General features: G+C 72.9%; 21 protein-coding genes, 1 pseudogene and 1 riboswitch. Of the genes and pseudogenes, 11 read left to right on the top strand and 11 right to left on the bottom strand.

The window, feature by feature from the left end:
• Window positions 1-163: 163 nt before the first annotated feature.
• From alc to ACFQ6N_RS06110, 5 genes and pseudogenes are all read right to left on the bottom strand, one after another.
• Window positions 164-1,231 (bottom strand): annotated as a pseudogene (gene alc / locus ACFQ6N_RS06130) (allantoicase); the annotation flags it as partial.
• Between the two features lie 67 nt (window positions 1,232-1,298).
• A complete protein-coding gene (gene allB / locus ACFQ6N_RS06125; protein WP_380647236.1) occupies window positions 1,299-2,660 on the bottom strand; it encodes an allantoinase AllB in 1,362 nt (453 codons plus the stop codon).
• 291 nt (window positions 2,661-2,951) lie between these two features.
• The gene (locus tag ACFQ6N_RS06120; RefSeq protein WP_380647235.1) at window positions 2,952-4,094 is read right to left on the bottom strand and encodes a glycerate kinase; all 1,143 of its coding nucleotides are present in this window, start codon (window positions 4,092-4,094) and stop codon (window positions 2,952-2,954) included.
• A 373-nt stretch (window positions 4,095-4,467) separates the two neighbouring features.
• On the bottom strand, window positions 4,468-5,355 hold the full coding sequence (locus ACFQ6N_RS06115) for a 2-hydroxy-3-oxopropionate reductase (RefSeq protein WP_380647234.1): 888 nt from the start codon (window positions 5,353-5,355) through the stop codon (window positions 4,468-4,470).
• A 47-nt stretch (window positions 5,356-5,402) separates the two neighbouring features.
• Window positions 5,403-6,248, bottom strand: coding sequence for a TIM barrel protein (locus tag ACFQ6N_RS06110; protein WP_380647233.1), 846 nt, complete (start codon window positions 6,246-6,248; stop codon window positions 5,403-5,405).
• Window positions 6,249-6,462: 214 nt separating this feature from the next.
• Between ACFQ6N_RS06110 and ACFQ6N_RS06105 the strand changes: the two genes are divergently transcribed.
• The 7 genes from ACFQ6N_RS06105 (at window position 6,463) to ACFQ6N_RS06075 (ending at window position 12,562) form a co-directional block, all read left to right on the top strand.
• Window positions 6,463-6,708 (top strand): thiamine-binding protein, encoded by a 246-nt coding sequence (locus ACFQ6N_RS06105; RefSeq protein WP_380647354.1) that lies wholly within the window; start codon window positions 6,463-6,465, stop codon window positions 6,706-6,708.
• Window positions 6,705-7,085, top strand: coding sequence for a helix-turn-helix domain-containing protein (locus ACFQ6N_RS06100; RefSeq protein ID WP_380647232.1), 381 nt, complete (start codon window positions 6,705-6,707; stop codon window positions 7,083-7,085). The genes ACFQ6N_RS06105 and ACFQ6N_RS06100 overlap by 4 nt, the downstream gene beginning before the upstream one ends.
• 294 nt (window positions 7,086-7,379) lie before the next feature.
• Window positions 7,380-7,883 carry a 2-oxo-4-hydroxy-4-carboxy-5-ureidoimidazoline decarboxylase gene (gene uraD / locus ACFQ6N_RS06095; protein ID WP_380647231.1) on the top strand — a complete coding sequence of 168 codons (504 nt, stop codon included), beginning with the start codon at window positions 7,380-7,382 and terminating at the stop codon, window positions 7,881-7,883.
• A 92-nt stretch (window positions 7,884-7,975) separates the two neighbouring features.
• Window positions 7,976-8,311, top strand: coding sequence for a hydroxyisourate hydrolase (uraH, locus tag ACFQ6N_RS06090; protein ID WP_380647230.1), 336 nt, complete (start codon window positions 7,976-7,978; stop codon window positions 8,309-8,311).
• Window positions 8,312-8,343: 32 nt separating this feature from the next.
• Window positions 8,344-9,264 (top strand): factor-independent urate hydroxylase, encoded by a 921-nt coding sequence (pucL, locus tag ACFQ6N_RS06085; RefSeq protein WP_380647227.1) that lies wholly within the window; start codon window positions 8,344-8,346, stop codon window positions 9,262-9,264.
• Window positions 9,265-9,634: 370 nt separating this feature from the next.
• Window positions 9,635-11,098, top strand: coding sequence for a nucleobase:cation symporter-2 family protein (locus ACFQ6N_RS06080; RefSeq protein ID WP_380647226.1), 1,464 nt, complete (start codon window positions 9,635-9,637; stop codon window positions 11,096-11,098).
• A gap of 78 nt (window positions 11,099-11,176) precedes the next feature.
• Window positions 11,177-12,562: an 8-oxoguanine deaminase gene (locus ACFQ6N_RS06075; RefSeq protein WP_380647225.1), complete on the top strand. Its 1,386-nt coding sequence runs from the start codon at window positions 11,177-11,179 to the stop codon at window positions 12,560-12,562.
• Window positions 12,563-13,002: 440 nt separating this feature from the next.
• On the opposite strand, the gene ACFQ6N_RS06070 is transcribed toward ACFQ6N_RS06075, so the two are convergent.
• Window positions 13,003-14,178, bottom strand: a complete 1,176-nt coding sequence (locus ACFQ6N_RS06070) for an MFS transporter (protein ID WP_380647224.1) — start codon at window positions 14,176-14,178, stop codon at window positions 13,003-13,005.
• Between the two features lie 169 nt (window positions 14,179-14,347).
• On the opposite strand from ACFQ6N_RS06070, the gene ACFQ6N_RS06065 reads away from it, so the two are divergent.
• Window positions 14,348-15,376, top strand: a complete 1,029-nt coding sequence (locus ACFQ6N_RS06065) for a helix-turn-helix domain-containing protein (RefSeq protein WP_380647222.1) — start codon at window positions 14,348-14,350, stop codon at window positions 15,374-15,376.
• Window positions 15,377-15,476: 100 nt separating this feature from the next.
• Here the strand turns inward: ACFQ6N_RS06065 and ACFQ6N_RS06060 are convergent, their stop codons facing one another.
• Window positions 15,477-15,878 (bottom strand): gamma-glutamylcyclotransferase, encoded by a 402-nt coding sequence (locus ACFQ6N_RS06060; RefSeq protein WP_380647219.1) that lies wholly within the window; start codon window positions 15,876-15,878, stop codon window positions 15,477-15,479.
• Between the two features lie 145 nt (window positions 15,879-16,023).
• The gene (aceB, locus tag ACFQ6N_RS06055; RefSeq protein WP_380647218.1) at window positions 16,024-17,703 is read right to left on the bottom strand and encodes a malate synthase A; all 1,680 of its coding nucleotides are present in this window, start codon (window positions 17,701-17,703) and stop codon (window positions 16,024-16,026) included.
• Window positions 17,704-17,904: 201 nt separating this feature from the next.
• Here aceB and ACFQ6N_RS06050 point away from each other — a divergent pair, with 201 nt between their 5' ends.
• Window positions 17,905-18,702 (top strand): IclR family transcriptional regulator, encoded by a 798-nt coding sequence (locus ACFQ6N_RS06050; RefSeq protein ID WP_380647217.1) that lies wholly within the window; start codon window positions 17,905-17,907, stop codon window positions 18,700-18,702.
• Between the two features lie 170 nt (window positions 18,703-18,872).
• Window positions 18,873-19,532 carry a hypothetical protein gene (locus ACFQ6N_RS06045; RefSeq protein WP_380647215.1) on the top strand — a complete coding sequence of 220 codons (660 nt, stop codon included), beginning with the start codon at window positions 18,873-18,875 and terminating at the stop codon, window positions 19,530-19,532.
• A 71-nt stretch (window positions 19,533-19,603) separates the two neighbouring features.
• Here ACFQ6N_RS06045 and ACFQ6N_RS06040 read toward each other — a convergent pair whose 3' ends face one another.
• A complete protein-coding gene (locus ACFQ6N_RS06040; RefSeq protein WP_380647214.1) occupies window positions 19,604-20,968 on the bottom strand; it encodes a hypothetical protein in 1,365 nt (454 codons plus the stop codon).
• Window position 20,969: 1 nt separating this feature from the next.
• Window positions 20,970-21,136, bottom strand: a riboswitch (cyclic di-AMP (ydaO/yuaA leader).
• 269 nt (window positions 21,137-21,405) lie between these two features.
• Window positions 21,406-22,668, bottom strand: coding sequence for an esterase/lipase family protein (locus ACFQ6N_RS06035; RefSeq protein ID WP_380647213.1), 1,263 nt, complete (start codon window positions 22,666-22,668; stop codon window positions 21,406-21,408).
• Window positions 22,669-22,961: 293 nt separating this feature from the next.
• On the opposite strand from ACFQ6N_RS06035, the gene ACFQ6N_RS06030 reads away from it, so the two are divergent.
• Window positions 22,962-23,291, top strand: coding sequence for a phenolic acid decarboxylase (locus ACFQ6N_RS06030; protein ID WP_380647211.1), 330 nt, complete (start codon window positions 22,962-22,964; stop codon window positions 23,289-23,291).
• A 123-nt stretch (window positions 23,292-23,414) separates the two neighbouring features.
• Here ACFQ6N_RS06030 and ACFQ6N_RS06025 read toward each other — a convergent pair whose 3' ends face one another.
• On the bottom strand, window positions 23,415-24,557 hold the full coding sequence (locus tag ACFQ6N_RS06025; protein WP_380647210.1) for an alpha/beta hydrolase: 1,143 nt from the start codon (window positions 24,555-24,557) through the stop codon (window positions 23,415-23,417).
• Window positions 24,558-24,875: the final 318 nt, after the last annotated feature.

The following is a 24,875-nucleotide window of genomic DNA, read 5'->3' as shown; positions in this document are numbered from 1 at the left end:
GGCCGTCGGCGCCGTCGGCCGGCGGGAGCGCCGCGACGGCGGCGCCGACCGCGGCCGGGTCCGCCAGCGGGCGGGCGGCGGTCAGCGCGGCGGCCTCGTCGGCGGTCAGCCCCGCCTCGGTGAGGGCCGCAGCGGCCTCGGCGGCCGGGACGGCGTCGAACCAGCGCAGCGCGAGGGCCGCACGGCCGGCCTCGGTGAGGCGGCCGGTGAGCCGGAGGCGGGCGAGCCCGCCGTCCGGGTGGACGTTGATCCGCACGTGGGTCACCGGCCGGCCGGCGTCGAGCCGGAACCGGTGCCGGGTGTCGGGCTGCAGGCGGGTGCGGGGCAGCAGCTCGAACCACTCGCCGTCGGCCGGGTCGGTCCCGGCCGAGGCGTCGAAGCCGATCAGGTCGGCCCAGCCGGGGGCATTGGCAACGAAGTGGGTGGTGTCCACCTCGGCGGCCAGGACCTCACCGCCCCCGGCCAGGGCGATCTGAACCCAGTCGTTGGCCTTGTCGCGCCGACGCCGGGTCTCCCAGCCCTCGCCCATGACGGAGGCGCGACCGGGAGCGTTCAGGTTGTGCGGGGAGGAGAAGTAGCGGTCGGACGCCGCCTCGGCCACGCCGCCGTACTCCTGGGCGGCCAGGTCGAAGGTGAGGCCGTCCAGCTCGCGCGGGTCGGGCAGCACCTCGCCGTGCACGCGCAGCCGGGCGACGCCGCCGTCCGGGAAAATGTTCAGCCGTACGTGGGTGTAGCGGGCGGCGTCCTCGACGGCGAACTCGTGGGCGGTGTTCCCCCGGAGCGGGGTGCGCGGCACGATCACGGTCCACTCGGCGGCCTGGAGCTCCTCGGGCGAGGGGTGGCCGGGGACGGACGCCGCCTCGACCGAGCCGGACTCCGGGTAGTTGCCGGTGAAGTGGGCGGTATCCACGATCACGCCGCGGATCGCGCCGCCGACGCCGAGCCGGACGATCGCCCAGTCGTGGTCCAGGTCGGTGGGGTGCGGCTGTTCGGCGGAGACGCCGCGGCGGCGCTTGGACTCCCAGCCGTCCATGATCTGGCCCTTGTGGCCGAAGGTGTGCGGGCGGAACTCGGCCGGCTTGGCGACCAGCAGGTTCTCGGCGTCCGCGAAGGTGTCCTCGTTGGTGGCGACGACGCCCGCGCCGAGCAGTCGGGAGGCCAGGTTGACCAGCTCGGTGAAGGGAGCACTCGGGGTGTCGGCAGTGGTCACTGACTCTCCTTTAGGCGCGATCGGACGGAGCGGTGGTACGGGCGGTGGTACGGGGGCGGTGGTACGGGCGGTGGTGCTGCCGGCCGTTTCAGGTCGCGGTGGGCCGGGTGAGCTGCCGGCCGAAGGGCCGGGCCCCGGTGTCCACGGCGCGGCCGCGCAGCCAGGTGGTGTGCACCGCGCCGGTGAGGGTTCGGCCCGCGTACGGGGTCACCGGGTTGCGGTGGTGCAGCCCGCTCGCCCGGACGGCGAACTCGCCGTCGGGGTCGAAGGCGACCAGGTCGGCGTCGTGGCCGGGCGCGATGGCGCCCTTGGTGCCGGTGAGGCCGACCAGTTCGGCCGGTCCGGCGGACATCCAGCGCACCACGTCGCCCAGGGTGTGGCCGCGGCGGCGAGCCTCGGTCCAGACGGCCGGCAGGCCGAGCTGCAGCGAGGCTATCCCGCCCCAGGCGGCCGCGAAGTCGCCGCTGCCGCCGTACTCGGGCAGCAGTTTGAGGTCGGGGGTGGACGGCGAGTGGTCGGAGACGACGGCGATGAACTCGCCGTTCGCCAGGGCCTCCCAGAGCGCGTCCCGGTTGGACTCGTCGCGGATCGGCGGGCAGCACTTGAAGGCGGTGTCGCCGTCCGGCACCTGCTCGGCCGCGAGGGTCAGGTAGTGCGGGCAGGTCTCGGCGGTCACCCGGACGCCGTCCTCGCGGGCCCGGCGCAGCAGCGGCAGGACGGCGGCGGAGGAGACGTGCAGGATGTGCACCCGGGTGCCGGTGCGCCGGGCGGTGTCGAGCAGCCGGGCGACGGCCGCGGTCTCGGCGTCGGCGGGGCGGGAGGCCAGGAAGTCCCGGTAGTGGACGCCGGGTTGCTGCGGGGCGGCGGAGAGGACGGCCGGGTCCTCGGCGTGGATGATCGCCAGCGCCCCGATCCGGGCCTGTTCGGCGAGTGCGGCCTCCAGGTCGGCGGCCTCGACGTGCGGGAACTCGTCGACGCCGGAGGGCGCGAGGAAGCTCTTGAAGCCGAACACGCCCTCGTGGTGCAGGGGTTCGAGGTCCGGGACGTTGCCGGGGACGGCGCCGCCCCAGAAGCCGAGGTCGACCCAGGCCTGGCCCTCGGCGGTCTTCCGCTTGACCCGGAGCCCGTCCACCGTGGTGGTGGGCGGGATCGAGTTGAGCGGCATGTCGATGATCGTGGTGACGCCTCCGGCCGCCGCGGCGCGGGTGGCGGTGGCGAAGCCCTCCCACTCGGTGCGGCCGGGCTCGTTGACGTGCACGTGGGTGTCGACCAGCCCGGGGAGCAGGGCGGTGTCGCCGAGGTCGGCGAGCTCGCGGTCGCCGACCGTGAGCGAGCCGTGCGCGGTGACCTGCTCGATCTTCCCCTCGCGGATCAGCACGTCCGCGGGGCGCTCACCGTCGGGCAGGACCACCCGCCGGGAGCGGATCACCGTCGGTTGGCTGAAAGGCATGGGAGACCTCCGAAACCTGGGAGTCGAGGGGTGGTTTGGGGGGTGGGGCGACCGTGCGGGCGGTGCCTGCGGGAGCGGCTTCCGGGCTGTCGGCGGCACGTTCGGCGGCGTTCGGCGGCGGTCGGCGGCTGCTCGGCGGCTGCCCAGCAGTTGCTCGGCGGCGGTCGACGACGGGCCGTCGTCCGTCGGGCGAGGGTGGTCCGAGGCCGGTCGGACGCGGGCGGAGGGAAGGGATTGCCGGGAGCCTAGGCCCGCCTTCAACAAAACGTCAATGGAGGAACGTACGAGGGTTCAGCGCGGCAGCAGCTCGTCGGCCAGCTTCTCCCCCGCGGCCTCGGCCAGCTCGGCGGCCCTGGCCATGCTGTCCCCCGGCTGTTCGGCCAGGTCGGTCAGCGCGATCGCGGCGGCGAAGCCGGCGGCCCGCCACTCGGGCTCGGAGAGCTCCAGCCGGCCCGCCACGGCGGCCACCCGAACCCCCGCCCGGGCGGCCGCCGCGGCGACTCCGGCGGGAGCCTTGCCATGGAGCGTCTGTGCGTCCAGGCAGCCCTCGCCGGTCACGACGAGGCGTGCCCCACGCACGGCCTCGTCGAAGCCCAGCAGGTCGAGCAGCAGCTCGATGCCGGGTCGCATGGTCGCGCCGAGCAGGGCGAGGGCGGCGAAGCCCACCCCGCCCGCGGCCCCGGCGCCGGGGGCCTCCCGGACGTCCCGGCCGGTGGCTTCGGCGACCAGGTCGGCGAAGCGGGTCAGCCCTTCCTCCAGGACCACCAGGTCGTCGGCGTCGGCGCCCTTCTGCGGGCCGTAGACGGCGGCGGCGCCGCGCCGCCCGAGCAGCGGGTTGTCCACGTCGCAGGCCACCACGACCTCGATGCCGGCCATCGCGGCGGCCAACGGGCCCGGGTCGACCTCCGCCAGCCTGCGCAACGCGGCGCCGCCGGGCGGGAGTTCGACGCCGTCGGCGTCGCGCAGCCGCGCCCCGAGCGCCTGCACCATGCCCGCGCCGCCGTCCGTGCAGGCGCTGCCGCCCAGGCCGAGCACGATCCGTCTGACACCGAGCAGCGCGGCCCTGGCGATCAGCTGGCCGACCCCGTAGGACCCGGCCGCGAGCGGCGCGGTGCGCCCGCCGGGCAGCCGGGCGAGCCCGGAGGACTGCGCCAGCTCGATCACGGCGGTGTCGCCCCGGACGGCGAACGCGGCGTCGACCGGCAGCCCGGTCGGGCCGGCCACCTTGGACGGGACGCGGCGGAACCCGGCCGCGAGCGCGGCGGCCAGGGTGCCCTCGCCGCCGTCGGCGACGGGCAGCTCGCGCACCTCGGCGCCGGGCCGGGCGCGCCGGATGCCGGCGGCGATCCGGGCGGCCGCCTCGGCACCCTCCAGGGTGCCCTTGAACTTGTCGGGGGCGACGACCACATGGCCCTGGCGGGGGGTGGGGGGCATGGTGCGGTCCTCGATTCGGTACGGGTGTGGCAGTGGTCCTGCGGGGTGCTTCCAGCATGTGCCCGGGAATCCGGGGTGCGACCCCCTCCCCGCCGTTCTCCCCCGGCCTGGGCCGGGGGAGAACCCCTCGTCCCGCTTCCGACGTACGAGGGGCTCCCCTCGGCGGGGAGGGGGCCAGGCGACGCGCAGGCACGACCGAAGTGCCCCCGGGAGGGTACGCGTCACCGGCTGGATCGACCGGCGGGCGGGCGGATGAGCCCCGGGCCCGCACGCCGGTCGGGTCCGACCTCCTGGCGGCGCGGGCACGACCGGATGGGTACACGCCGCCAGGAGGAGCTTGGGGCGGGGGCTCCGCGCGGGAGCCCCCGGGGTACTACGCGACCTCGCGGCCGGAGAGCCGCTCGACTCCGCGCAGCAGCGCCGAGTGGTCGAGCGAGCCGTCGCCGTTGGCCCGGGCGGAGGCGACCAGCTGGGCCACCACGGCGCCGACCGGCAGCGCGGCGCCCACGGCGCGGGCGGCGTCGGTGACGATGCCCATGTCCTTGTGGTGCAGGTCGATGCGGAAGCCCGGGGCGAACTCGCGGTTCAGCATGTTCGCCTTCTTGCGGTTGAGCACGGTCGAGCCGGCCAGGCCGCCGCCGAGCACCTCCAGCGCCGCCTGGAGGTCGACGCCGGCGTTCTCCAGGAACACCACGGCCTCGGCGAGCACCTGGATGTTGACCGCGACGATCAGCTGGTTGGCGGCCTTGACGGTCTGGCCGGCGCCGGCCGGGCCGACGTGGATGACCGTGGTGCCCAGCGCGTCGAACAGCGGCTTGGCCTCGGCGAAGTCCTCGGCCGCACCACCGACCATGATCGACAGCACCGCTTCGACGGCACCGGCCTCGCCGCCGGAGACCGGGGCGTCCAGGGTGCGGACGCCCTTCTCCTTGGCGGCCGCCTCGACCTTGATCGAGGTCTGCGGGGTGATCGAGGACATGTCGATCACCAGGGTGCCGGGCCGGACGTTCTCCAGCACGCCGCCCTCGCCCAGGATGGCCTGCTCGACGTGCGGGTCGGCCGGGACCATGGTGATGACGACCTCGGCGTCCTTCACCGCCTCGGCGATGGAGCCGGCGCCGTGGCCGCCGACCGCGACCAGGGCGTCGATCTGCGGCGTGGTGAGGTTGAAGCCGGTGACGTGGTGGCCGGCCTTGACCAGGTTGGCGGCCATCGGGCTGCCCATGATGCCGAGGCCGATGAAGGCGATCTTGCGGCTCATCGCGTCGTTCCTTACGTCGTTCGTGGGGTGGGGAGGCTTGCGGGGGCTTACTCGGCGGCGCGCAGCTCGCGCGGCAGCCACCCGAAGCTGTCGGCGCTGACGCCGGTGGAGGGGCGGTACTCCAGGCCGATCGGGCCGGTGTAGCCGGCGGCGGTGAGCCGGGCGAACAGGTCCTCGAAGTCCAGGTCGCCGGTGCCGGGCTCGTTGCGGCCGGGGTTGTCGGCGATCTGCACGTGGCCGATGCGGTCGGCGTGGGTGTCGATGACCCGCGCCAGGTCCTCGCCGTTCCTGGCCAGGTGGTACAGGTCGCACAGGAACCGGGCGTTGCCCAGGCCGGTGGCGGCGTTGACCCGGTCGACCACGTCGACCGCGGCGGCGGCCGAGACCAGCGGGTAGTCCGGGGACTCGACCTTGTTCAGGGCCTCGACCAGCAGGACCGCGCCGACCTCGTGCGCGGCCTTCGCGGCGAGCACCAGGTTCTCCAGTGCGAGCGCGTCCTGCTCGTCCGGCCCGACGCCCTCGACCCGGTTCCCGTACAGCGCGTTGAGCGCCTTGGTGCCGAGCGAGCCGGCGAGTGCGGCGGCGACCGGGACGTTGGCCCGGAAGCGGTCCCGCTCGGCGGGCACCGAGACGGTGCCGCGGGCGCCCTTGCTCAGGTCGTCCAGGAAGTTGAGGCCGGTGAGCCGCACGCCGGCGTCGGTGAACGCCTTGCGCAGCGCGTCCAGTTCGCCCTGGGAGGGGTCGTGCTCCTCGCCGAAGGGCCACCAGAGCTCGGCGGCGGTGAAGCCGGCCGCGGCGGCCGCGGCGGGGCGCTCCAGCAGCGGCAGTTCGCCGAACAGGATCGACAGGTTGACCGTGAAGTGGTGCTTGGCAGCGGCCGTCACGTCAATCACCTCTCATCTCTCTTCCGTCATCCGCAACTTCCACGATCCGGAAGAGGGATTCTGTGTGGTGGAAGCATCTCCGGCCGATGAAGCGAGTGTCAAGGGAGCCGCAACATTTTGTTGAAGACGCCCCGGGGCGCGCCGCCGCTGGTGGCCCCCCTGTCGGATCACCCGACCCCTGCCCGCCCGCACCCCCGCTCGATAGAGTGATCCCGTGCGATTGATGGTGGAGTTCACGACAGAACCGTTCGAACTGGACACGTTCCCGGAGCACGCCTCGGCGGCCCGCAGGGCCGTCGACGAGGCAGGCCTGGCCGTGTCGGTCGGCCCCTTCGGGACCGGCGCCGAAGGCGAGGCCGACCAGGTCCTCGCCGCCGTGACCAAGCTGCTCCGGGAGACCCTGGACGCCGGGGCCACCCGGATCTCGGTCCAGGTCAGCGTGCTGGACGAGGAGGGCGGTACGCCGTGACCGAGCACGTCGATCACCCGCTCGCCACAGCGCTGAAGCCGCTGCTGGACGCGGTCGGCGCGACGCCCGTCCCGCTGGACGGCGCCAGACCCGAGGACGTCGTCCTGGAGTGGGAGGGCACGCCGGCCCTGGCCGTCCGGCTGCCGCACCTGAGCAGCGCGCTGGACCGGCTGCTGGCCGAGATGGCCCGCCAGTTCGACGGCCGCCCGCTGGCCGAGCTGGACCGGCTGGAGAAGCAGCGGGTCGTCGCCCTCCTGGAGGAGCGCGGTGCCTTCACCGTCCGCCACGGCGTCGAGACGGTCGCCTCGGCCCTGGGCGTCAGCCGCTTCACGGTGTACAACTACCTGAACCGCCAGGACGGCTCGAAGCCGTCCTGAAGCCGCCTGGGCACCCCCGGGTGGGTGCGGCGACCCGGGTGGGGTGCCGGCCCCGCCCGGGCGGGCGCACGCGGACGGGCACGGCCCCCGGCGGGGCTTGCGAACGGGTGACCCCGCCGGTGCCGCGGGTCCTGATCGGCCTGCGGCGGGGCGCACTTGGCGAATCGCACACGAAAGGGCCCGGCATCACGGGCCGGTTCAAAACGTAACCACCAACCGTTCAACAAAGTGTTGACGACCGGGTGGGGTCGATCTAGCTTTTCCGGGTGGCACCACTCTTCAGGAGGTCCACCCGTGACCAACCACCCCCACACCCTTGACACCCTGGCCGCGTCCGACGCCGCCGAGCTGGAAGAGATCCTGCTGGAGGTATGCTCCAGCCCCCGCTGGGCCGCCGCGGTCGCCGAGGCCAAACCCTGGTCCGGCCGCGAGGCCCTGCTCGCCGCCAACGCGGCGGCCATGGCGTCACTGACCACCGAGGACCTGCGCGCCGCGATGGCCGGCCACGCCCGGATCGGCAAGCCCCGGACGGGCGACGCCACCTCCGAACGCGAACAGGCCGGAATCCAGGGCGTGGACCGAGCGGTCCTCGACGAACTGCACGAGGCCAACGCCGCCTACGAGGCGAAGTTCGGCCACGTGTTCCTGATCTGCGCGACCGGCCGCACCGCGGCCGGCATGCTCGCCGCCCTGCGCGAGCGCCGGCCCAACGACGCCGCCACCGAGGCGGAGATCGTCCGCGAGGAACTGCGCAAGATCAACGACATCCGGCTCGGCCGTCTCATCGACGGGTCCTGACGCACCATCAGACCCGTCGCACCCACCGGCCGGGCGGGACGTCCGTCGGATGACGCATCATCACATCTGCCATCAGTAAGGTCACTTCACCCATGACTGGCATCTCCACCCACGTGCTCGACACCAGCCTCGGCCGCCCGGCCGAGGGCATCCGGGTCGAGCTCGCACTGCACACCGAGGGTGGCTGGAAGGTGCTCGGCACCTCCGCCACGGACTCCGACGGCCGGGTCAAGGACCTGCCGGCCGTGGAGGCGGGCTCGGTCGTCCGGCTGCTCTTCGACACCGGCGCCCACTACGCGCACACATCGTCCGAGCCGCCGTTCTTCCCCGAGGTCTCGATCGTCTTCACGGTCGCGCCCGAACAGCACCACTACCACGTGCCGCTGCTGCTCAACCCGTTCGGATACTCGGTCTACCGCGGAAGCTAGTAGACCGACCTGGAAGCTCTAGGAGCCACGTCATGGCCCACGTGCTCGGTCAGAACCAGTACGGCAAGGCGGAGAACCGCATCGTCCGGATCTCCCGCGACTCCACCCGGCACGAGATCAAGGACCTGAACGTCTCGGTCTCCCTCCAGGGTGACTTCGAGGACGTCCACCTCACCGGCTCCAACGCCAACTGCCTCCCCACCGACACCACCAAGAACACCGTCTACGCCTTCGCCAAGGAGTACGGCATAGAGTCGGCCGAGGCCTTCGGCATCCTCCTGGCCCGCCACTTCGTCGACGACACCGAGCGCGGCGTCGTGCACTCCGCCCGGATCCGGATCGAGGAGTACACCTGGGACCGGATCAAGACACCCGACAGCTCGGCCCGCTTCATCGGCTCGGAGGAGGTCGGCCACTCCTTCGTCCGCACCGGCCAGGAGGTCCGCACCAGCGAGATCGTCTACGACGGTGAGAACGTCCGAGTGATCTCCGGCCTCAAGGACCTCGTGGTGATGAACTCCACCAACTCGGAGTTCTGGGGCTACATCAAGGACAAGTACACCACCCTCCAGGAGGCGTACGACCGGATCCTCGCCACCCAGGTGACCGCCCGCTGGAAGTACGGCTACCACGGCAGGGACGGCGAGGCCCAGCCCAACTGGAACCGCTCCTACGCCCACGTGAAGCGGCACATGCTGGAGGCGTTCGCCGAGACCTACTCCTACTCGCTGCAGCAGACCCTGCACGCGATGGGCACCCGGGTCCTCAACAACCGCGCCGAGGTCGACGAGGTACGCCTCGAACTGCCCAACAAGCACCACTTCCTCGTCGACCTGGAGCCCTTCGGCCTCAAGAACGACAACGAGGTCTACTACGCCGCGGACCGCATGTACGGCCTGATCGAGGGCACCGTGCACCGCGAGGGCGTCGTGCCGGTCATCCCGGTCGCCTGACCTCCCCCACCTCGTGGACTCCGCCCGGAACCGCCGCTCCCTCCGGCCCCCACGGGCCGGTCGAGTCCGGGCGGGCAGGTCCATCCGCAGGACGTGCAGCACCTGCACGACCCGCACCATCCGCTCCACCCGCAGGTCGTGCAGCACCTGGACGACCCGAACCACTCGCACGACCCGCACCATCCGTACCGGCAGTTTCTCCACCCCCACCCACCGGAGTTCGTGTTCGCCTCGCGGCGGCCGGCCCGGGCCACCGGAGAGGCCGGCCGAGGGATCCTTGCACCGCCGTCCCGCCCTCGGTCACATCACCACCAGCCGCACTCCGGCGCCACGGGCGCGCCGGGAGCCACGGGCACAAGAGGGGCTCGACATGGCACCCAGCAGCACCAGCAGTTCAGACGGCGGCTCCACCCCAGCAAGAACGAACGGCCCGGTCGGCACACCGGCACACCCAGCCGGCGAGCCGACCGGGTCCGGGACCCACCCCGTGGACGAGTTGCTGCCCCCGGTGAAGCTGTTCTCCACCGGACTCCAGCACGTCGCCGCGATGTACGCGGGGGTCGTCGCACCCCCGCTCATCGTCGGCGCCGGCGTCGGGCTCTCCCCCGCCGAACTCGCCCTGCTCATCTCGGCCAGCCTGTTCACCGCCGGACTGGCCACCCTCCTCCAGACCCTCGGCGTCTGGAAGATCGGCGCGCGACTGCCGTTCGTGAACGGCGTCTCCTTCGCGGGAGTCGCGCCCATGATCGCCATCGCCAAGGAGCACGGCCCGAAGGACGCCCTCCCGGTGATCTTCGGAGCGGTGATCGTCGCGGGGACCCTGTGCTTCCTCGCGGCACCGTACTTCTGCAAGCTCATCCGGTTCTTCCCCCCGGTCGTCCAGGGCACCGTGATCACCCTCATCGGGGTGTCCCTGCTCCCGGTGGCGGTCAACTGGGCGCGCGGCGGCTCGCCGGGCGCCCCCGGATTCGGCTCCATGCGGGCCATCGGCCTCGCCGCGGTCACCCTCACCGCGGTGGTGCTCTGCAACCGGCTGCTGCGCGGCTTCTGGCAGCAGCTGTCCCTGCTCATCGGCCTGGCGTTCGGCACCCTGATCGCCTTCCCGCTCGGCCTGACCGACTTCGGCGCGGTCCAGGACGCGAAGGTCTTCGCGCTCCCCTCCCCGTTCCACTTCGGCGCGCCCGTGTTCGACGCTGCCGCGATCGTCTCGCTCTGCATCGTCATGGTGGTCTCGATGACCGAGTCCACCGCCGACATGCTCGCGCTCGGCAAGATCGTCGACCGCGAGGCCGACGAGCCCACGCTCGCCGCCGGACTGCGCGCCGACGGCCTGGCCACCGCGCTCAGCCCCGTCTTCAACGGCTTCGCCGCCAGCGCCTTCGCCCAGAACATCGGGCTGGTGGCGCTGACGAAGATCCGCAGCCGCTTCGTGGTCGCGGCCGGCGGAGGCATCCTGGTCCTGCTGGGGCTGTTCCCCGTGCTGGGCTCGGTCGTCTCCGTGGTGCCGCAGCCCGTCCTCGGCGGCGCCGGGATCGTGCTCTTCGGCACGGTCGCGGCGAGCGGCATCCGCACCCTCGCGGAGGCCGGCATGGAGTCCAGCTCCCACACCATCCTGGTGTCGGTCTCGCTCGGCGTCGGCATCATCCCGATCGCCGTACCGGCGTTCTACGACTCCTTCCCGGAGGCCGTCCGAACCCTGATGCACTCGGGGATCTCGGCCGGGTGCGTGATGGCCGTCCTGCTCAACCTGCTGTTCCACCACGTCGGAGCCGCCCGCCGGTCCAGAGCCGGCCAGGGCTCCGGTGCGACGGTGCCGACGGCGACACCGTCCTGACCGGCCCGGGAGGGGCGCGCCCCCTGCACCCCGCTCGACGCGCGCCCCTCCCGGCCCACCCCCCATAGGAGTGACACCATGGCAGTCCAGCCCCCACCCGCCGACCAGCGGATCGTGATCGAGAACGTCGCGATCGCCACCGTCGACGCCGCCGACACCGAGTACGCCCGCGGCCACGTGGTCATCCTCGGGAACACGATCGAGTCGGTGGGCGACGGCCCCGCCCCGGCGTGGCTGGACAACGTGGTGCGCCGGATCAACGGCGAGGGCCACCTGGTCACCCCCGGCCTGGTCAACACCCACCACCACTTCTACCAGTGGATCACCCGCGGCCTCGCCCAGGACGACATCCTGTTCGACTGGCTCGTCGCCCTCTACCCGACCTGGGCGCGGATCGACGAGAAGCTCGTCCACGCCGCCAGTCAGGGCTCCGCCGCCGCACTGCTCAAGTCCGGCTGCACCACCGCCTCCGACCACCACTACGTGTTCCCCAAGGACGGCGGCGACGTCCTCGGCGCCTCCATCGAGGCCGTCCAGGAGCTCGGGCTGCGCTTCACCGCGCTGCGCGGCTCGATGGACCGCAGCAAGAAGGACGGCGGCCTCCCGCCCGACCACGCCGTCGAGGAGCTGGACGACATCCTGGCCGCCTCCGAGGCCGCCGTCGACCGCTACCACGACTCCTCCTTCGGCTCGATGCTGCACGTCGCGATCGCGCCCTGCTCGCCCTTCTCGGTCTCCACCGACCTGCTCCGCCAGTCCGCCGAACTCGCCCGCCGCAAGGGCGTCCGGCTGCACACCCACGGCTCGGAGACCGCCGAGGAGGAACAGTTCTGCAAGGAGCTGTTCGGCATGGGCCCGACCGACTACTTCGAGTCGGTGGGCTGGCTCGGCGAGGACGTCTGGATGGCGCACTGCGTCCACATGAACGACTCCGACATCGCCAAGTTCGCCGAGACCGGCACCGGCGTCGCCCACTGCCCGTCCTCCAACGCCCGCCTCGCCGCCGGCATCGCCCGGGTACCCGACATGCTCCGGGCCGGCGTCCCGGTCGGCCTCGGCGTCGACGGCACCGCCTCCAACGAGTCCGGCGAACTCGGCACCGAACTGCGCAACGCCCTGCTGATCAACCGGCTGCACGGCTCCCCCACCGCCCTCACCGGGCGGCAGGCGCTGCGGCTCGGCACCATGGGCGGCGCCCGGGTGCTCGGCCGGCAGAACGAGATCGGCTCCATCGAGGCCGGCAAGCTCGCCGACCTGGCGCTGTGGAAGATCGACGGCGTCATGCACTCCTCCATCGCCGACCCGGTCGCCGCGCTCACCCTCGGCGCGCTGCCGCCGCTGACGGCGCTGTTCGTCAACGGCAACGCGGTGGTCGAGAAGGGGCAGCTGACGACCGTCAACGAGGACCGGATCGCGCGCGACTGCGCCCGGGCCGCCAGGGAACTGGCAGCCCGGCCGGTCTGACGCCGGCCTGACACCGTCACCGATCGGACACCGACGCCGGCCTGACACCGGCACCGATCGGACACCGACCGCGGTCTGACACCGGCACCGGCATCGGTCGGGCACCGGCACCGGTCGGACCCACCCGAGGACTCCGGGAGCGCCCAGGGACGGCGCGCTCCCGGGCTCCGCACACCCCACTCCGTGCACCCTGCGGCGGGTGCGCGGACCTCGGCCCCGGACCCACGGCGAGGGTCCGGGGCCGAGGCGTGTCCCGGCGCCGGGGCCCGCTCCCACCCCCGTGGGGCGCGGTCCCCGGCGTCCGGACTCCCGGGCGCTTCGGCCTTCGACGGCCTGACACCCGGGCGGTCGGGGGGCTTCGGCCCTGCCGGTCAGCGGGCTTCGGTCCGGACGGTCGGCGCGCCTCGGTCCGGACGGTCAGCGGGCTTCGGCCCTGCCGGTCAGCGGGCGAAGGCACGGGTGGCGGCGGGGAGGGCGGCGCCCGCCAGGGCGAAGAGGGCGGCCAGGACCGCCCAGCCGAGGGCGCCGTGGTCGACCACCGTCAGGGCGATCACCGACGGGCCGATCACATGGGCCGCCGCCTGGCCGCTCATGAAGACGCCCTGGTACTCGCCGTGGGACCGCGGATCGGCCAGATCCAGGCTCAGCGTCCAGCCGCCGGCCGAGGTGAGCAGCTCACCGAGGCTGTGCACCAGGGCGCCGGCGAGGATCGCCGCCGTGGCGGCCACCGCCGAGCCGGCTTGCGCCGCCGCGTAGAGCAGGCAGCCGACCGCCAGCAGCAGCGCGCCCCGCAGACAGGCCCGTGCCGCCGTCGGGACGTCCACGACGCCCCGGCTCGCCCGGACCTGGAACACCACCACCAGCAGGCAGTTGACCACGTTCACGGCGGCCACCACGGCCGGGGGCGCCTCCGTGGCGAGCACCGTCCAGAGCGGTATCCCCACGGAGAGCACCGCGAGTTGGAGCTCGAGGACGGCGTGCAGGGCGGTGACCAGCAGGTAGCGGCGGTCCCGTAGGGCAGGGCTCCGATCCTTCACCGACCCTTCCTGACCTGCGTTCTGACGATTCGTCATGTCGACGCCCGGCAGGCCGGCCAGCAGCACCGTGGCACCGAGGAAGCTCACCGCGTCCAGGGCCAGCAGCACCACGTACCCGGTGTAGCTGTCGGCCTGAAGGGCCAGCGCCGCGCCGCCGGAGCCGACCACCAGGCCCGCGTTCATCACCGACCGCAGCAGCGCCCGCGAACGGACCTGGCTCTCCGCCGGGAGCACCCGGGCGATCAGCGCACTGCGCACCGCCGCCGAACCGCGCTCCAGCACCGTCGCCACGCAGGCGAGGGCGACAAAGGCGGCGAAGGTGTGCACGAAGGCGTAGCCGAGCACGGCGAGCGCCTCCAGCGGCCCGACCACGACCAGCAGCCGCTTGCTGCCGACCCGGTCGGCGAGCCGCCCCGCCGGCACCCCGGCGAGCACCCCGCACACCCCGGCCGCGGTGAGGCCGAGCGCGATCCGACCGGGCGTCAGGCCCACCGAGCGGGTCAGGAAGAGCACGCTGACCGTCACGAACAGCCCGTTGCCGATGTTGGTCACCAGGCCCATCAGCGCCAGCCTGCGCACCAGCGGGTCATGGCGGAGGACCCGTCCGGGCCCTGGTGGGCGGGGCGGATCGGGCCGATCGGGCGGCGCGGACAGGCCGGGCGGACCCGACGGAGGCACGGCGGCGGAAGTCATGACAGAAGGACAGCGGGGTTTCCGGGCCCTCGGAATTCCTTTACCGTTACGGTCAATGTTCACGTTCCGCTTCGGCGTAGACGACCTCGCCGCCACCTGGTTCTCCTGCTCCCCGCTGCAGGAAACCGTGTTGAGCCTGCGCGCCCGCCGCTCACCGACCTACTACCCGGAGCAGCAGCCGTGGATCGTCGGCTGGCAGTCCCGCTACGAGACGCTGGACACCGTGCTGCTGGCGTCGCTGGCCGCGCCGAGCGGCTTCGTCCCGGACTTCCTGACGCCCCGTCCGGCCGTCCCCCGGCCGGAGTTCGCCGCGGAACTCGCCGGGATGGCCGCCACCCCGCCGGAGGTGGCGCGCGCGGACGTCCTGGCCGCGTACCGGGGGGACGGGAGCCCCGTACCGCCGGTGCTCGCGGAGCTGCTGGACGATCCGTCGCGCCTGGTCGCCCGGGCCGCCGAGGCGCTGGAGGCGTACTGGACGCGCTGCCTGGCGCCGGCCTGGTGGCCGCGGGCGCGCTCGGTCCTGGAGTCGGACATCGTGTACCGGGGCCGGATGCTCTCGGAGCGCGGCGCGGAGGGGCTGTTCGCCGACCTCGACTACCGGCTGTCCTGGCGGTCCGGCGTGCTGACGCTCGACGACGAGCACCCGGCGACCCGCGCACTGGGCACCTCGGTGGACCTCGCCGGGCGCGGGCTGGTGCTGATGCCGACACTGTTCGGGCGCGGCGCTCAGACCGACATCACCCAGGTGGGGCCGCCGCTGGTGTGCTACCCCGCGCGGGGGAAGGCCACCATGGCCGAGGGCCTGGGGACGTACGGACGGGCGGCCATGGCCGACGGGCCGCTGACCGCACTGATCGGCGTCCCCCGGGCCAGGCTGCTGGCGATGCTGGAGACCCCGGCCAGTACGACGGAGCTGGCGCACCGGCTCGGGGTCACCCCGGGAGCGGTCAGCCGCCACCTCACCGCGCTCACGGCGGCCGGACTGCTGGAACGCAACCGGCACGGCCGGAGCGTGCTCTACGGGCGCAGCGGGCTGGGCGACGCGCTGGTGGCGGGGGTTCCGCACGTCACGGCGGGGCGCTGACAACTTTCAGCGAACGGATTTCAGCTGACAACTTTCATCATCTGTTATCTGTCGGCTGTCATCTGTCAGCCGTCGGCCGTCATCTGGCGCCCGTCGCCCGTCAGGCCTCGCGCCCGATGGTCGCGAGGTAGGCGCGCCAGCCGCCGTGGTGGGTGATCTCGCGGTGGACGCCGCGCTCGACCTCGCCCCGGGCGAGCAGCATGGAGAAGCACGCGGAGCCGTCCTCCAGCTTGATCACGCCCAGCTCCAGCTCGCGCGGCTCGCCGGGCAGGATGACGTCCCGCAGCCGCTCCAGGCTGATGTCGTACAGCTCGCCCTCGATGGCGGTGTCGACGTCCGGGGCGGGCAGCAGGCCCGGGCAGACGTCCGTCCCGCCGCTGTGGTCGATGGAGAAGAAGCGGTAGCCGGGGGCGGTCCTGGCCGGGCCGATCAGCGCGTCGGCGACCTTGGCGTGGAACGGGCCACCGGCCATCGCCTGGCCGTTGAAGAAGATGCGCGGCATGGGTGGAACTCCTCGTCGGGAAGCGGCCGTTCCGTACGGCGACGAGAGGACAGGTGGGTTCGTCGCCGTACGGAACGGAGTAACGGGCCGCCGGAGTGCTACAGCCCGGCAGGCGGCAGCGGTGGCACCGGCGGATAGATTGGGCTCAGCCCAGGAGGGGGAGCGCGGGGAGGGTCAGGAAGTCCGCGAACTCCTCGGCCAGGGCGACCTGTTCGAAGAGCTGGGCGGCCTCGCGCCAGCGGCCGGCGCTGTAGGCCTCCTCGCCCGAGTCGGCGAGCAGTTCGGCCAGTTCCGCGGCGACCATGGCGCGGACCAGTTCGGCGGTGGCCTTCTCGCCGGTGTCGGACAGCACGACTCCGTTGTGGATCCACTGCCAGATCTGCGAGCGGGAGATCTCCGCGGTGGCGGCGTCCTCCATCATGTCGAAGATGCCGACCGCACCCATCCCGCGCAGCCACGCCTCGATGTAGCGGACGCCGACCTGGACGGCGTTGTGCAGCCCCGCGCGGGTGCAGGTGCCGCCGGCGCCTGCGATGTCGAGCAGCTGGGCGGCGGTGACCGGCTCGGAGGGGCCCGGGTTGTCCTTCTGGTGCGGCCGCTCGCCGAGCACGGCGTCGAAGCAGGCCCGGGCGACGGGCACCAGGTCCGGGTGGGCGACCCAGGAGCCGTCGAAGCCGTTGCCGGCCTCGCGGTCCTTGTCGGCCCTGACCTTCTCCAGCGCGGCCGCGTTGACCTCGGGGTCCTTGCGGCTGGGGATGAACGCGGCCATGCCGCCGATCGCGTGGGCGCCGCGCTTGTGGCAGGTCCGCACCAGCAGTCGGGTGTAGGCGGCCATGAAGGGCGAGGCCATGGTGACGCTGTTGCGGTCGGGCAGGATGTAGTGCTCGCCGGCGTCGCGGAAGTTCTTGACGATGGAGAACAGGTAGTCCCAGCGCCCGGCGTTGAGGCCGGCGGCGTGGTCGCGCAGCTCGTAGAGGATCTCGTCCATCTCGAAGGCCGCGGTGATGGTCTCGATCAGCACGGTGGCCCGGATGGTGCCGTGCGGGATGCCGAGTTCGGCCTGGGCGTGGGTGAACACGTCGTTCCAGAGCCGGGCTTCGAGGTGGCTCTCGGTCTTGGGCAGGTAGAAGTACGGCCCGGAGTTGGGGTCGTCGGAGCCCTTGGCGAGCAGCCGGGCGGCGTTGTGGAAGAAGTAGAGCCCGAAGTCCAGGAAGGCGCCGGCGACCGGGGTGCCGTCGACCAGCAGGTGGTTCTCGTCGAGGTGCCAGCCGCGCGGGCGGACCACGACGGTGGCGAGTTCGGCGGCGGGCTTGAGGGTGTACGCCTTGCCGGCCGGGGTGGTGAAGTCGATCCGGCCCTCGTAGGCGTCGATCAGGTTGACCTGGCCGCTGACCACGTTCTCCCAGGTCGGGGAGGTGGCGTCCTCGAAGTCGGCGAGCCAGATCCGCGCGCCGGAGTTGAGGGCGTTGATGACCATCTTGCGGTCGGTCGGGCCGGTGATCTCGACCCGGCGGTCCTGGAGGGCGCGCGGTGCCTCGGCGACCTTCCAGTCCCCGGCCCGGATGCCGGCGGTCGCGGGGAGGAAGTCCAGTGTGCCGGTCGCCGCGATCTCGGCGCGGCGGGCCTTGCGCCCGGCCAGGAGCTCCTGCCGGCGGCCCTCGAAGGCGCGATGGAGTCCGACGACGAAGGCGACCGCCTCCGGAGTGAGCACCTCCTCCGCCCGGTGGACGCGCGGGCCGGCGACGGTGACGACCGGAGCGGCGGTGGAAGTGCGTGGGGGTACCCCCGGCCGGAGGCTGGGGGAGGGCCCCTGATCTGCAGCCATGAGCAGGACACTCCTAAGACGGTTGAGCCTGGCGAAGGGAGCTCCGGTGGGAGCCTCCTCGGGAACTTCCTCGATCGATACCCGCCTGTCGGCGAGATCGATTCTGTAAGGTGGAGACTAGTTTCCGCGATACAGAATTTCAACGATTTGTTGAAGAGGTCGCCGGGACTCTACTCCTCCCCGACAGCGAAGGGAACGCCGGTGGTTGCGACCCCCGACACAGCATCGACGACGGGCGCCGACCGTGCGAGCGGCGGCGTGCAGTCCGTCGAGCGCGCCTTCCAACTCCTGGAGGCGCTGGCCGACTCCGGCGGCGTGGCCACGCTCAGCGAACTGTCCACCACGTCCGGCCTCCCCATGCCGACCATCCACCGACTGGTTCGTACCCTCGTCCAGCAGGGCTATGTCCGCCAGGACACCGCGCGCCGCTACACCCTCGGCCCCCGGCTGATCCGGCTCGGCGAGACCTCCGGCCGGCTGCTCGGCAGCTGGGCCCGCCCCTACCTGGCCGAACTCATGGAGGCCACCGGCGAGACCGCCAACCTGGCGGTGCTGGAGGGCGGCGAGGTGGTGTACGTCGGGCAGGTGCAGTCGCGGCGCTCGATGCGGATGTTCACCGAGGTCGGGCGGCGGGTCCAGCCGCACTGCACCGGCGTCGGCAAGGCGCTGCTCGCCCAGCTCCCCGAGGACGAGGCGCGCGCCGTGCTCGGCCCCAACCCGCTGCCCGCGCACACCGAGTACACGGTCACCGACCCGCAGGAGCTGATGCGCCAGCTCGCCGAGGCGCGCGAGCGCGGCTACGTGGTCGACGACCAGGAGCAGGAGATCGGCGTCCGCTGCATCGCGCTCGCCGTCCCGGGCGCGCCGACGCCCACCGCGCTCTCGGTCTCCGGACCGGAGGCCCGCATCAGGGCCCTGGAGGAACAGGCCGGGGCCGCCTCGCTGGTGCCGGTGATGCACGAGATCGCGACCCGGCTCGGGCAGGTCCTCGCTCCCTGACGAAACGTCAACCTCCGGTGCCGCCAGGAGAGGCCGGAAGGCCGCCCGGCGTCCGCCGTTCGGGCGGACGCCGGGCGGGTTGCGCGCCCGTCCCGACGACGCCCGGCCACCCTGGTGCGGACGCGGTCCGCGACGGCGCGGACGGCCGGCACGAGGGCAGGGTGAACGGCATGGAGCACCAGGGAGTGCGCGACACCGTACGGTTCGGCACCAGGCACAGGAGGTTCGGCACGGGCGGGACGGTCGCGGCGGTGGCCGCCGTGGCGGCGGGCTGCGCCGTGGCGGTACTGGCCACCGGCCCGTCCTGGGCCCTCCGGCAGCCGGAACCCCGCCCGACGGTGGAGGTCGTCGCGCCGGGCGCGCCCGAGGCGTCCGTCCTGCCGGCGGTGGTCGGGGCGTCCACCCTGCCCGTCGTGGTCGCCGCGCCGTCCGACTCCGACCTGGAGGTGATCCGGCTCGACCCGGACCCGGCGCCGCCCGGCGAGACCACCACCATCCACGCCTTCGTCGCCAACCGGGGCCCGGACACCACCGCCTCGCCCTTCACGGTGGTGGTCACCCTGCCGAAGGGCGTCACCCCCGAGGGCCCGTACTTCCCCGAGGACTGCGAGGTCGCGGAGCACGGCCGGCAGGTGCGCTGCGTCTTCGGCCCCGGGCTGAAGGAGGGGCGCAGCGCGACCGCGCTCGTCCCGGTCCTGCTCTCCCCCGACCTGCCGCTGGGCACGCTGGTCGGCGGCTCGGTCGCGGTGCGCAGCGCGGACGACCGGGACGGGGACAACAACCGGCAGCCGTTCGACATCAGGGTCGTCGAGACGGCTGCCGGTTCCTGAACGCGGACGGCACCGGGGAGGACGGCCGGTCCGGGAAAGGGCCGTCCTCCCCGGCCACGAGGGCGCGGGGCCTAGCGGTAGACGCGGACGTAGTCGGCGGCCATGGTGATCGGGGCGGTCCCCTGCGGCGCGGGGTGGTACTGCCCGGCGCACACCGAGAGGTTGAGGATCAGGTACGCCGACCAGTTGGCGCCCACGCCCTTGCCGTCCGAGTGGACCTTGACGCCGTTGACGTACCAGTCCACCGAGTTGGCGCCGTAGTAGGTGCCGATGGTCACCCACTGGTCCTTCGCGACGGCGCTCGCGTCGGTGTAGTACTTCGGGGTGCCCGGGTTGACGTGGTTGGTCAGCTCCAGCAGGTTCGGGTTGTCGGGGTGGTACTCGAAGGAGTCGATCTCCCCGTTGCCGTTCTTCCAGGTCCACAGGGCCGGCCAGGCACCGGTGCCGGCGGGCAGCTTGACCCGGGTCTCGGCGTAGTCGCCGGTCTTGACCTGGAAGCCCTCGCTGGAGCCCTCCGTGGTCAGGAAGCCGGTGTTCCAGGACTGCTTGCCGTTCTCCAGGGTCGGGCCGCCGGGGGTGGCGGTGAAGGTGGCGACCCCGTTCGCGACGCTGACGTTGTTCTTGTTCAGCCAGTCCAGCTTGTTGTCGTCCGGGTTGTGGTTCCCGTACTTGTACGAGGTGCTCTTGTCGCCGACCCAGCGCTGGCCCCAGGAGATCGGGCCGTTGAACTCGTCGGACCAGGTCAGCGACTTGCCGGCGACCGGGGAGGACGGCGCGGGGGTGCTCGGGCTCGCGGTGGCGCTCGGGCTGGGGCTGGGGGCCGTGGTGGGGCTGGGCGCTGTGGTGGGGCTGGGCGTCGCGGTGGGCGTCTCGGTGGGCTTCGGGGCCGGGGTGGCGGTCTTGGTCGGCGCCGGGGTGGGGGTGGGAGTGGCCGTCGGGGTCGGGGTCGGGGTCGGGGTCGGGGTGCCGGTGGCCGAGACCACCAGCTGCTGCGAGGGCAGGTTGTGCCAGGCGCCGCCGAGGTCCTGCCAGAAGCCGAACTGGGTGTACGTCCCGGCGGGCAGGGTGCGTGCACCGCTGGTGAAGTTCACTCCGCTCGGGCAGATCTGCACGTTGGAGGCGTTGCCGGGGAAGTCGAGGTTGGTGCCGCGCGCGTCGCGCACGCCCACGCCGACGGTCTTCGCCGTGAAGCAGGCCGAGGAGTGCAGGGCGAGCGACGCGGTGGTGGCCTTGCCCGCGACCATGGCGGCGGGGGCGAGGCGGTCCTGGGTGACGGTGGGCGCGGTGGCGGCCTGGGCACCGGTGACGGACGGCAGTCCGAGCAGGCCGGCGCCGCTGATGGCGAGCGCCCCGGTGGCGGCGAAGGCGGCGTTGCGGCCGCGGTGGGTCGGACGGGCGTGGCGCGGCGCGCGGCGCCGGGCGGCAGGCTGGGGCATGAGAGGACCTCTGCGACGCCGGCGAGGTTAGCTGTCGGGTTCGGGCTGCAGTTGGCCCGGCCGCCTGTGGAGCGGCTTCACCCCTAGCCTCGGCCCGTACACGGTTGCGCACGGGCCGGGCGCCGACCTTGGTTCCCCCGCTCCTGTCCGCTGTGGTGCTCGGTGACCCGCCGACGGGTGGACAGGACTAGGCGTCCCGGCGGCGGGGTCCGCGGGGGCGGACGACCGTTGCAGGCTAGGCAGGCCGTACGTGAACGGACAACTGTCTCGGGCCGGTTGTCGCACAGCTCACAGTGGTGTCGATCAACGACACTGCGTGGCGGCCGAGTTGATCACTTCGCGCGCGCCGGTGGAGCGGTTCGGTGCGGTGGGGTGCGGCTCGGTGTCGGCGTCGGCGTCGGTGCGGCTCGGCCTCGGTTCGGCTCGGCGGAGCGGCCTCAGCCCAGCCAGGCGTCGACCTGGCTCTCGGCCTCCGGCGCCCAGGCCAGCTCCAGGTGGTTGAGGCCGCTCAGCAGCCGGGTGCCGCCGACCGTCGCGATACCGGTGGTGTCCAGGGCGCTCGCGGTGAAGACGATCCCGTCGCTCGGGCCCCGGTTCTCGTCGAGCACGCCCGGGATGTCGGCCGACCCGCCCGCCAGCAGGTAGGTGCGCACCGCGGGCGGGATCCCGGCCTGCTGGAGCGGGGCGATCAGCGAGCCCGCGTCGATCGCCGCCTGGATGCCCTGGCCGGAGGTGTAGAAGCCCTGGCCGCCGTAGTAGGTGGTCCACCAGTCCTGGGCGGTGGTGTCCACCCCGTACTTCCCGTCCCAGCGGGCGAGCAGCTGGCGCTGGCCCGGGTAGCAGTCGTACCCGCCGGTCGGCAGCACGCCGAGGCAGGGCTGCGCCGTGTACGTGCCGTAGCAGGTCATGTACAGGTGCGGGGACGGCGCGTTGGCGCTGCCGCCGCAGGCCGGCCAGGTGGCGAGGTCGAAGGACCAGCCGTGCGCGTACACGTAGTCGAGCCCGCCGTTCGGCCCCCCGAGCGTGACCAGGCGGCGCACGTCGCCCGCGTACGCCCTCCCCCACGACGGCCGCACCGAGGACACGTACGCCCGGGCGGCGACCTCGCCCTTGCTCCAGGCCACCACGTCGACCTGGGGCACCCCGAGGCGGGCCCGGATCAGCGCGATCGCGTCGCCGACGGCCTGCGCCTGGAGCAGGTTGTCGCCGTGCTTGTGGGCGAAGCCGACGGCGAAGACCCGGTGGCCGGTACCGGCGAGGTACTGGGCGAGACCGGTGGACGGGCAGGAGGCCGCGCCGCAGGCGCCGGACTCCCCCGGGTTCGCCCAGGCCCGGTCGGCGTTGTCGTTGGCGCCGTGGACCAGCAGGACGGGGGTCGCGCGGCCGCCGGTGTCCCAGCCGGCGGCGGAGTAGAGCAGGAAGCGGCCGGAGGAGGGCTCGCCGGTGCCGAAGTACGTCCGCCGGGCGCCGTCCTGGTCGCCGCGCCCGTCGGACGGGAACTGCTCGGTGCGGAAGCCGGGGGTGGTGTCGAGGTAGCGCTCGACCTTGGCCCAGCCGTTGCCAGGGGCGGGGAAGGCGGCCTCCAGGGTGAGGGAGGCGGTGGCCGCCCGGCTCGCGGGGGTGCCGAGGAGGAGGGCGGCGAGGCTCAGGAGGACGACGGCGAGCGCGGTGGGGGCGCGCCGCGTGCGGATACGTCGCATGGGGGTACGTCTCGTGGGGGTACGTCGCATGGGGACGTGCCGTGCGGGAACGTGCCGTGCGGGGGCCGGTCTCGTGGGGGCTGGTCTCATGGGCCGGACGGTAGGACCGGCGCACTCCGGGTGCCCATGTGCCGGTCGCACACCCCGGCGGACGGCACGATGGCGGACCGTACCGTGGCAAAGGTCGGACCGAGTGCACCCGGTCGGATAAATTGGGGGTCCGACATCTTCCGCAGTGCACAAGAGCGCCGAACCCGGAAGCGCCTAGCCCAGAAACGAGGCCCCGCCCAGCCATGACCGCGCCCCTGCCCGCCTTCGCCGGCCGTACCTACGTCTTCCGGGCCGACAACGGCGCGGCGTTCCGCAACACCTACTCGGCCGACGGCACCCGGCTGCGCTGGGAGGGCCTCGGCGAGTCCGCGGGCCAGTGGGAGGACGTGCGGCTGCACGTCGCCGAGGTCGCGCCGGAGGTCTACTTCGTCAGCTGGACGGAGCAGAGCGGGATCACCGTCAGCCATGTGATGGACCTCAGGCAGCTGACCGTCCGGGCCTTCTGGACCTTCGAGGGCGAGGGCGGCCGGGTCGGCCAGCTGCACACCGGGACGCTGGAGCGCGTGGCCTGAGCCGAACGGCCCCGGCTGGGCGGCCTGAGCCGAGCGCCCTCGGCCGAACGCCCTGAACGCCGTGTGACGACGGGACCCCCGGAGTGTCGACTCCGGGGGTCCCGTACGTTTCGGGCGTCGCTGTCAGGCGGCCGGGTTCGGCACCTTGAGGTGATCGGACAGCCACTCCAGCGAGGACGGCAGCAGCGCGCTCCACGTCTCGAAGTTGTGGCCGCCGTTCTCCAGCATGCTGTACGAGACCTTCATCGGGCTCTGCGCCGCCTCGACGAACGCCTCGGTCTCCCTGCGGTAGTCGCCGTCGCCCTTCTTGGTGCCGGCCAGCAGCACCGACACGTTCGGCGACGGCAGGTTCTTCAGGCGCCACATCAGGTTGGCCTCGTCGCGGCGCTGCTTGCTCCCGCCGAAGAGGTCACCGGTGGTCGGGTCGTCGGCGGCGTCGTAGTAGGCGGAGAGGGCGACGGCGGTCGGGAACACGTCCGGGTGGCGCATGGCCAGCTTGAGCGCGCAGTAGCCGCCGGTCGAGTTGCCCATGAAGGCCCAGGCCTGCGGGTCGGACGAGACCCGGAAGCTGGCCTGGATCGCCGAGGGCACGTCCTTGGTGAAGTACGTGTCGGACTGCGGGCCGTTCGGGATGTCCTCGCACTCGGTGTCCTGCGGCAGCGCGGGTGACGGGCGCATCAGGATCATCACGGTCGGCTGCATCCGGCCCTCCTGCAGCAGCTTGAGCGCCGCGCCCGGGTAGTTGAACCGGGTGATCAGGTTCTCGGCGATCCCCGGGAAGCCGGTGCTGACGATCACGGCCGGGAACTGCCTGTGCGCGTACTCCGGCTGGAAGTACTGCGGCGGCAGGTAGACGTAGCCCTCGGTGGACAGCCGGCTCACGGCGCCGTCGATCCGGACCTTGCGGATCTCCCCGGACTGGCTGGGCTCACGGCCCATCGCGCCGCCGCCCTTGACCGAGGCCTGGCCGATCGTCTCCACCAGGAGGCGTCCGGAGGCGTCCGCCTTGTTGTGGATCACCACCGGGCCGGTACTGCCGGTGCCCAGCAGGTCGTCCCAACTGCTGTAGAAGGCGAAGTAGTTGTTCGCCACCAAGCCGAGTGCGGCGAGCACCGCAAGCTGGGTGGCGAACAGCGCGCCGATCCGGCCCAGCACCGCCTGCCACGTCTTCCTGGCAAGTCGGGGCCAGAGCCAGACCGTGCCCCCCATCACCACGATGGCCATCAGTGCGGTCAGCGCCAGCACCTTGTGGCTCGTCAGACCCATGTCCTACTTGCTCCCACGCCTCGAACTCCAGTCCCCTCGGCTGGGGACATCCGAGGTGGTCACCCCGGTTCCCCCTCCAGGGCGCGAGGACCAACCCTAACGCCAGCTGGGAGAACGCTGACGACGGCTGGGAGGTTGCGGGGAGGGGCGGCTGACAGCTGACGGGGTTCAGCAAACAGATGACAGATAACAGATTTCGAACTCTGCCATCTGTTACCTGTCGCCTGTCCGCCGTTGACCATCGGCCGTCTGCCGCCGGCCTCGGCTTCGGCCGTCGACCGCCGGGGAACAGACCGGTTCAGGCCGGTACGGTCCGGC

This window comes from Kitasatospora sp. NPDC056446 (genome assembly GCF_042796115.1).
Classification (GTDB): Bacteria; Actinomycetota; Actinomycetes; order Streptomycetales; family Streptomycetaceae; genus Kitasatospora.
This window is presented reverse-complemented; position numbering and strand designations above follow the sequence as displayed.

What these genes read in the sequence shown, in the direction of transcription:
- ACFQ6N_RS06040 (WP_380647214.1), bottom strand. Translation starts at nt 20,968, where the DNA reads ATGCCCCAGCCTGCCGCCCGGCGCCGCGCGCCGCGCCACGCCCGTCCG.
- ACFQ6N_RS06045 (WP_380647215.1), top strand. Translation starts at nt 18,873, where the DNA reads ATGGAGCACCAGGGAGTGCGCGACACCGTACGGTTCGGCACCAGGCAC.
- ACFQ6N_RS06105 (WP_380647354.1), top strand. Translation starts at nt 6,463, where the DNA reads ATGGTGGAGTTCACGACAGAACCGTTCGAACTGGACACGTTCCCGGAG.
- ACFQ6N_RS06080 (WP_380647226.1), top strand. Translation starts at nt 9,635, where the DNA reads ATGGCACCCAGCAGCACCAGCAGTTCAGACGGCGGCTCCACCCCAGCA.
- ACFQ6N_RS06065 (WP_380647222.1), top strand. Translation starts at nt 14,348, where the DNA reads ATGTTCACGTTCCGCTTCGGCGTAGACGACCTCGCCGCCACCTGGTTC.
- ACFQ6N_RS06120 (WP_380647235.1), bottom strand. Translation starts at nt 4,094, where the DNA reads ATGCCCCCCACCCCCCGCCAGGGCCATGTGGTCGTCGCCCCCGACAAG.
- ACFQ6N_RS06115 (WP_380647234.1), bottom strand. Translation starts at nt 5,355, where the DNA reads ATGAGCCGCAAGATCGCCTTCATCGGCCTCGGCATCATGGGCAGCCCG.
- ACFQ6N_RS06035 (WP_380647213.1), bottom strand. Translation starts at nt 22,668, where the DNA reads ATGCGACGTATCCGCACGCGGCGCGCCCCCACCGCGCTCGCCGTCGTC.
- allB (WP_380647236.1), bottom strand. Translation starts at nt 2,660, where the DNA reads ATGCCTTTCAGCCAACCGACGGTGATCCGCTCCCGGCGGGTGGTCCTG.
- ACFQ6N_RS06030 (WP_380647211.1), top strand. Translation starts at nt 22,962, where the DNA reads ATGACCGCGCCCCTGCCCGCCTTCGCCGGCCGTACCTACGTCTTCCGG.
- ACFQ6N_RS06060 (WP_380647219.1), bottom strand. Translation starts at nt 15,878, where the DNA reads ATGCCGCGCATCTTCTTCAACGGCCAGGCGATGGCCGGTGGCCCGTTC.
- aceB (WP_380647218.1), bottom strand. Translation starts at nt 17,703, where the DNA reads ATGGCTGCAGATCAGGGGCCCTCCCCCAGCCTCCGGCCGGGGGTACCC.
- ACFQ6N_RS06075 (WP_380647225.1), top strand. Translation starts at nt 11,177, where the DNA reads ATGGCAGTCCAGCCCCCACCCGCCGACCAGCGGATCGTGATCGAGAAC.
- pucL (WP_380647227.1), top strand. Translation starts at nt 8,344, where the DNA reads ATGGCCCACGTGCTCGGTCAGAACCAGTACGGCAAGGCGGAGAACCGC.
- uraH (WP_380647230.1), top strand. Translation starts at nt 7,976, where the DNA reads ATGACTGGCATCTCCACCCACGTGCTCGACACCAGCCTCGGCCGCCCG.
- ACFQ6N_RS06025 (WP_380647210.1), bottom strand. Translation starts at nt 24,557, where the DNA reads ATGGGTCTGACGAGCCACAAGGTGCTGGCGCTGACCGCACTGATGGCC.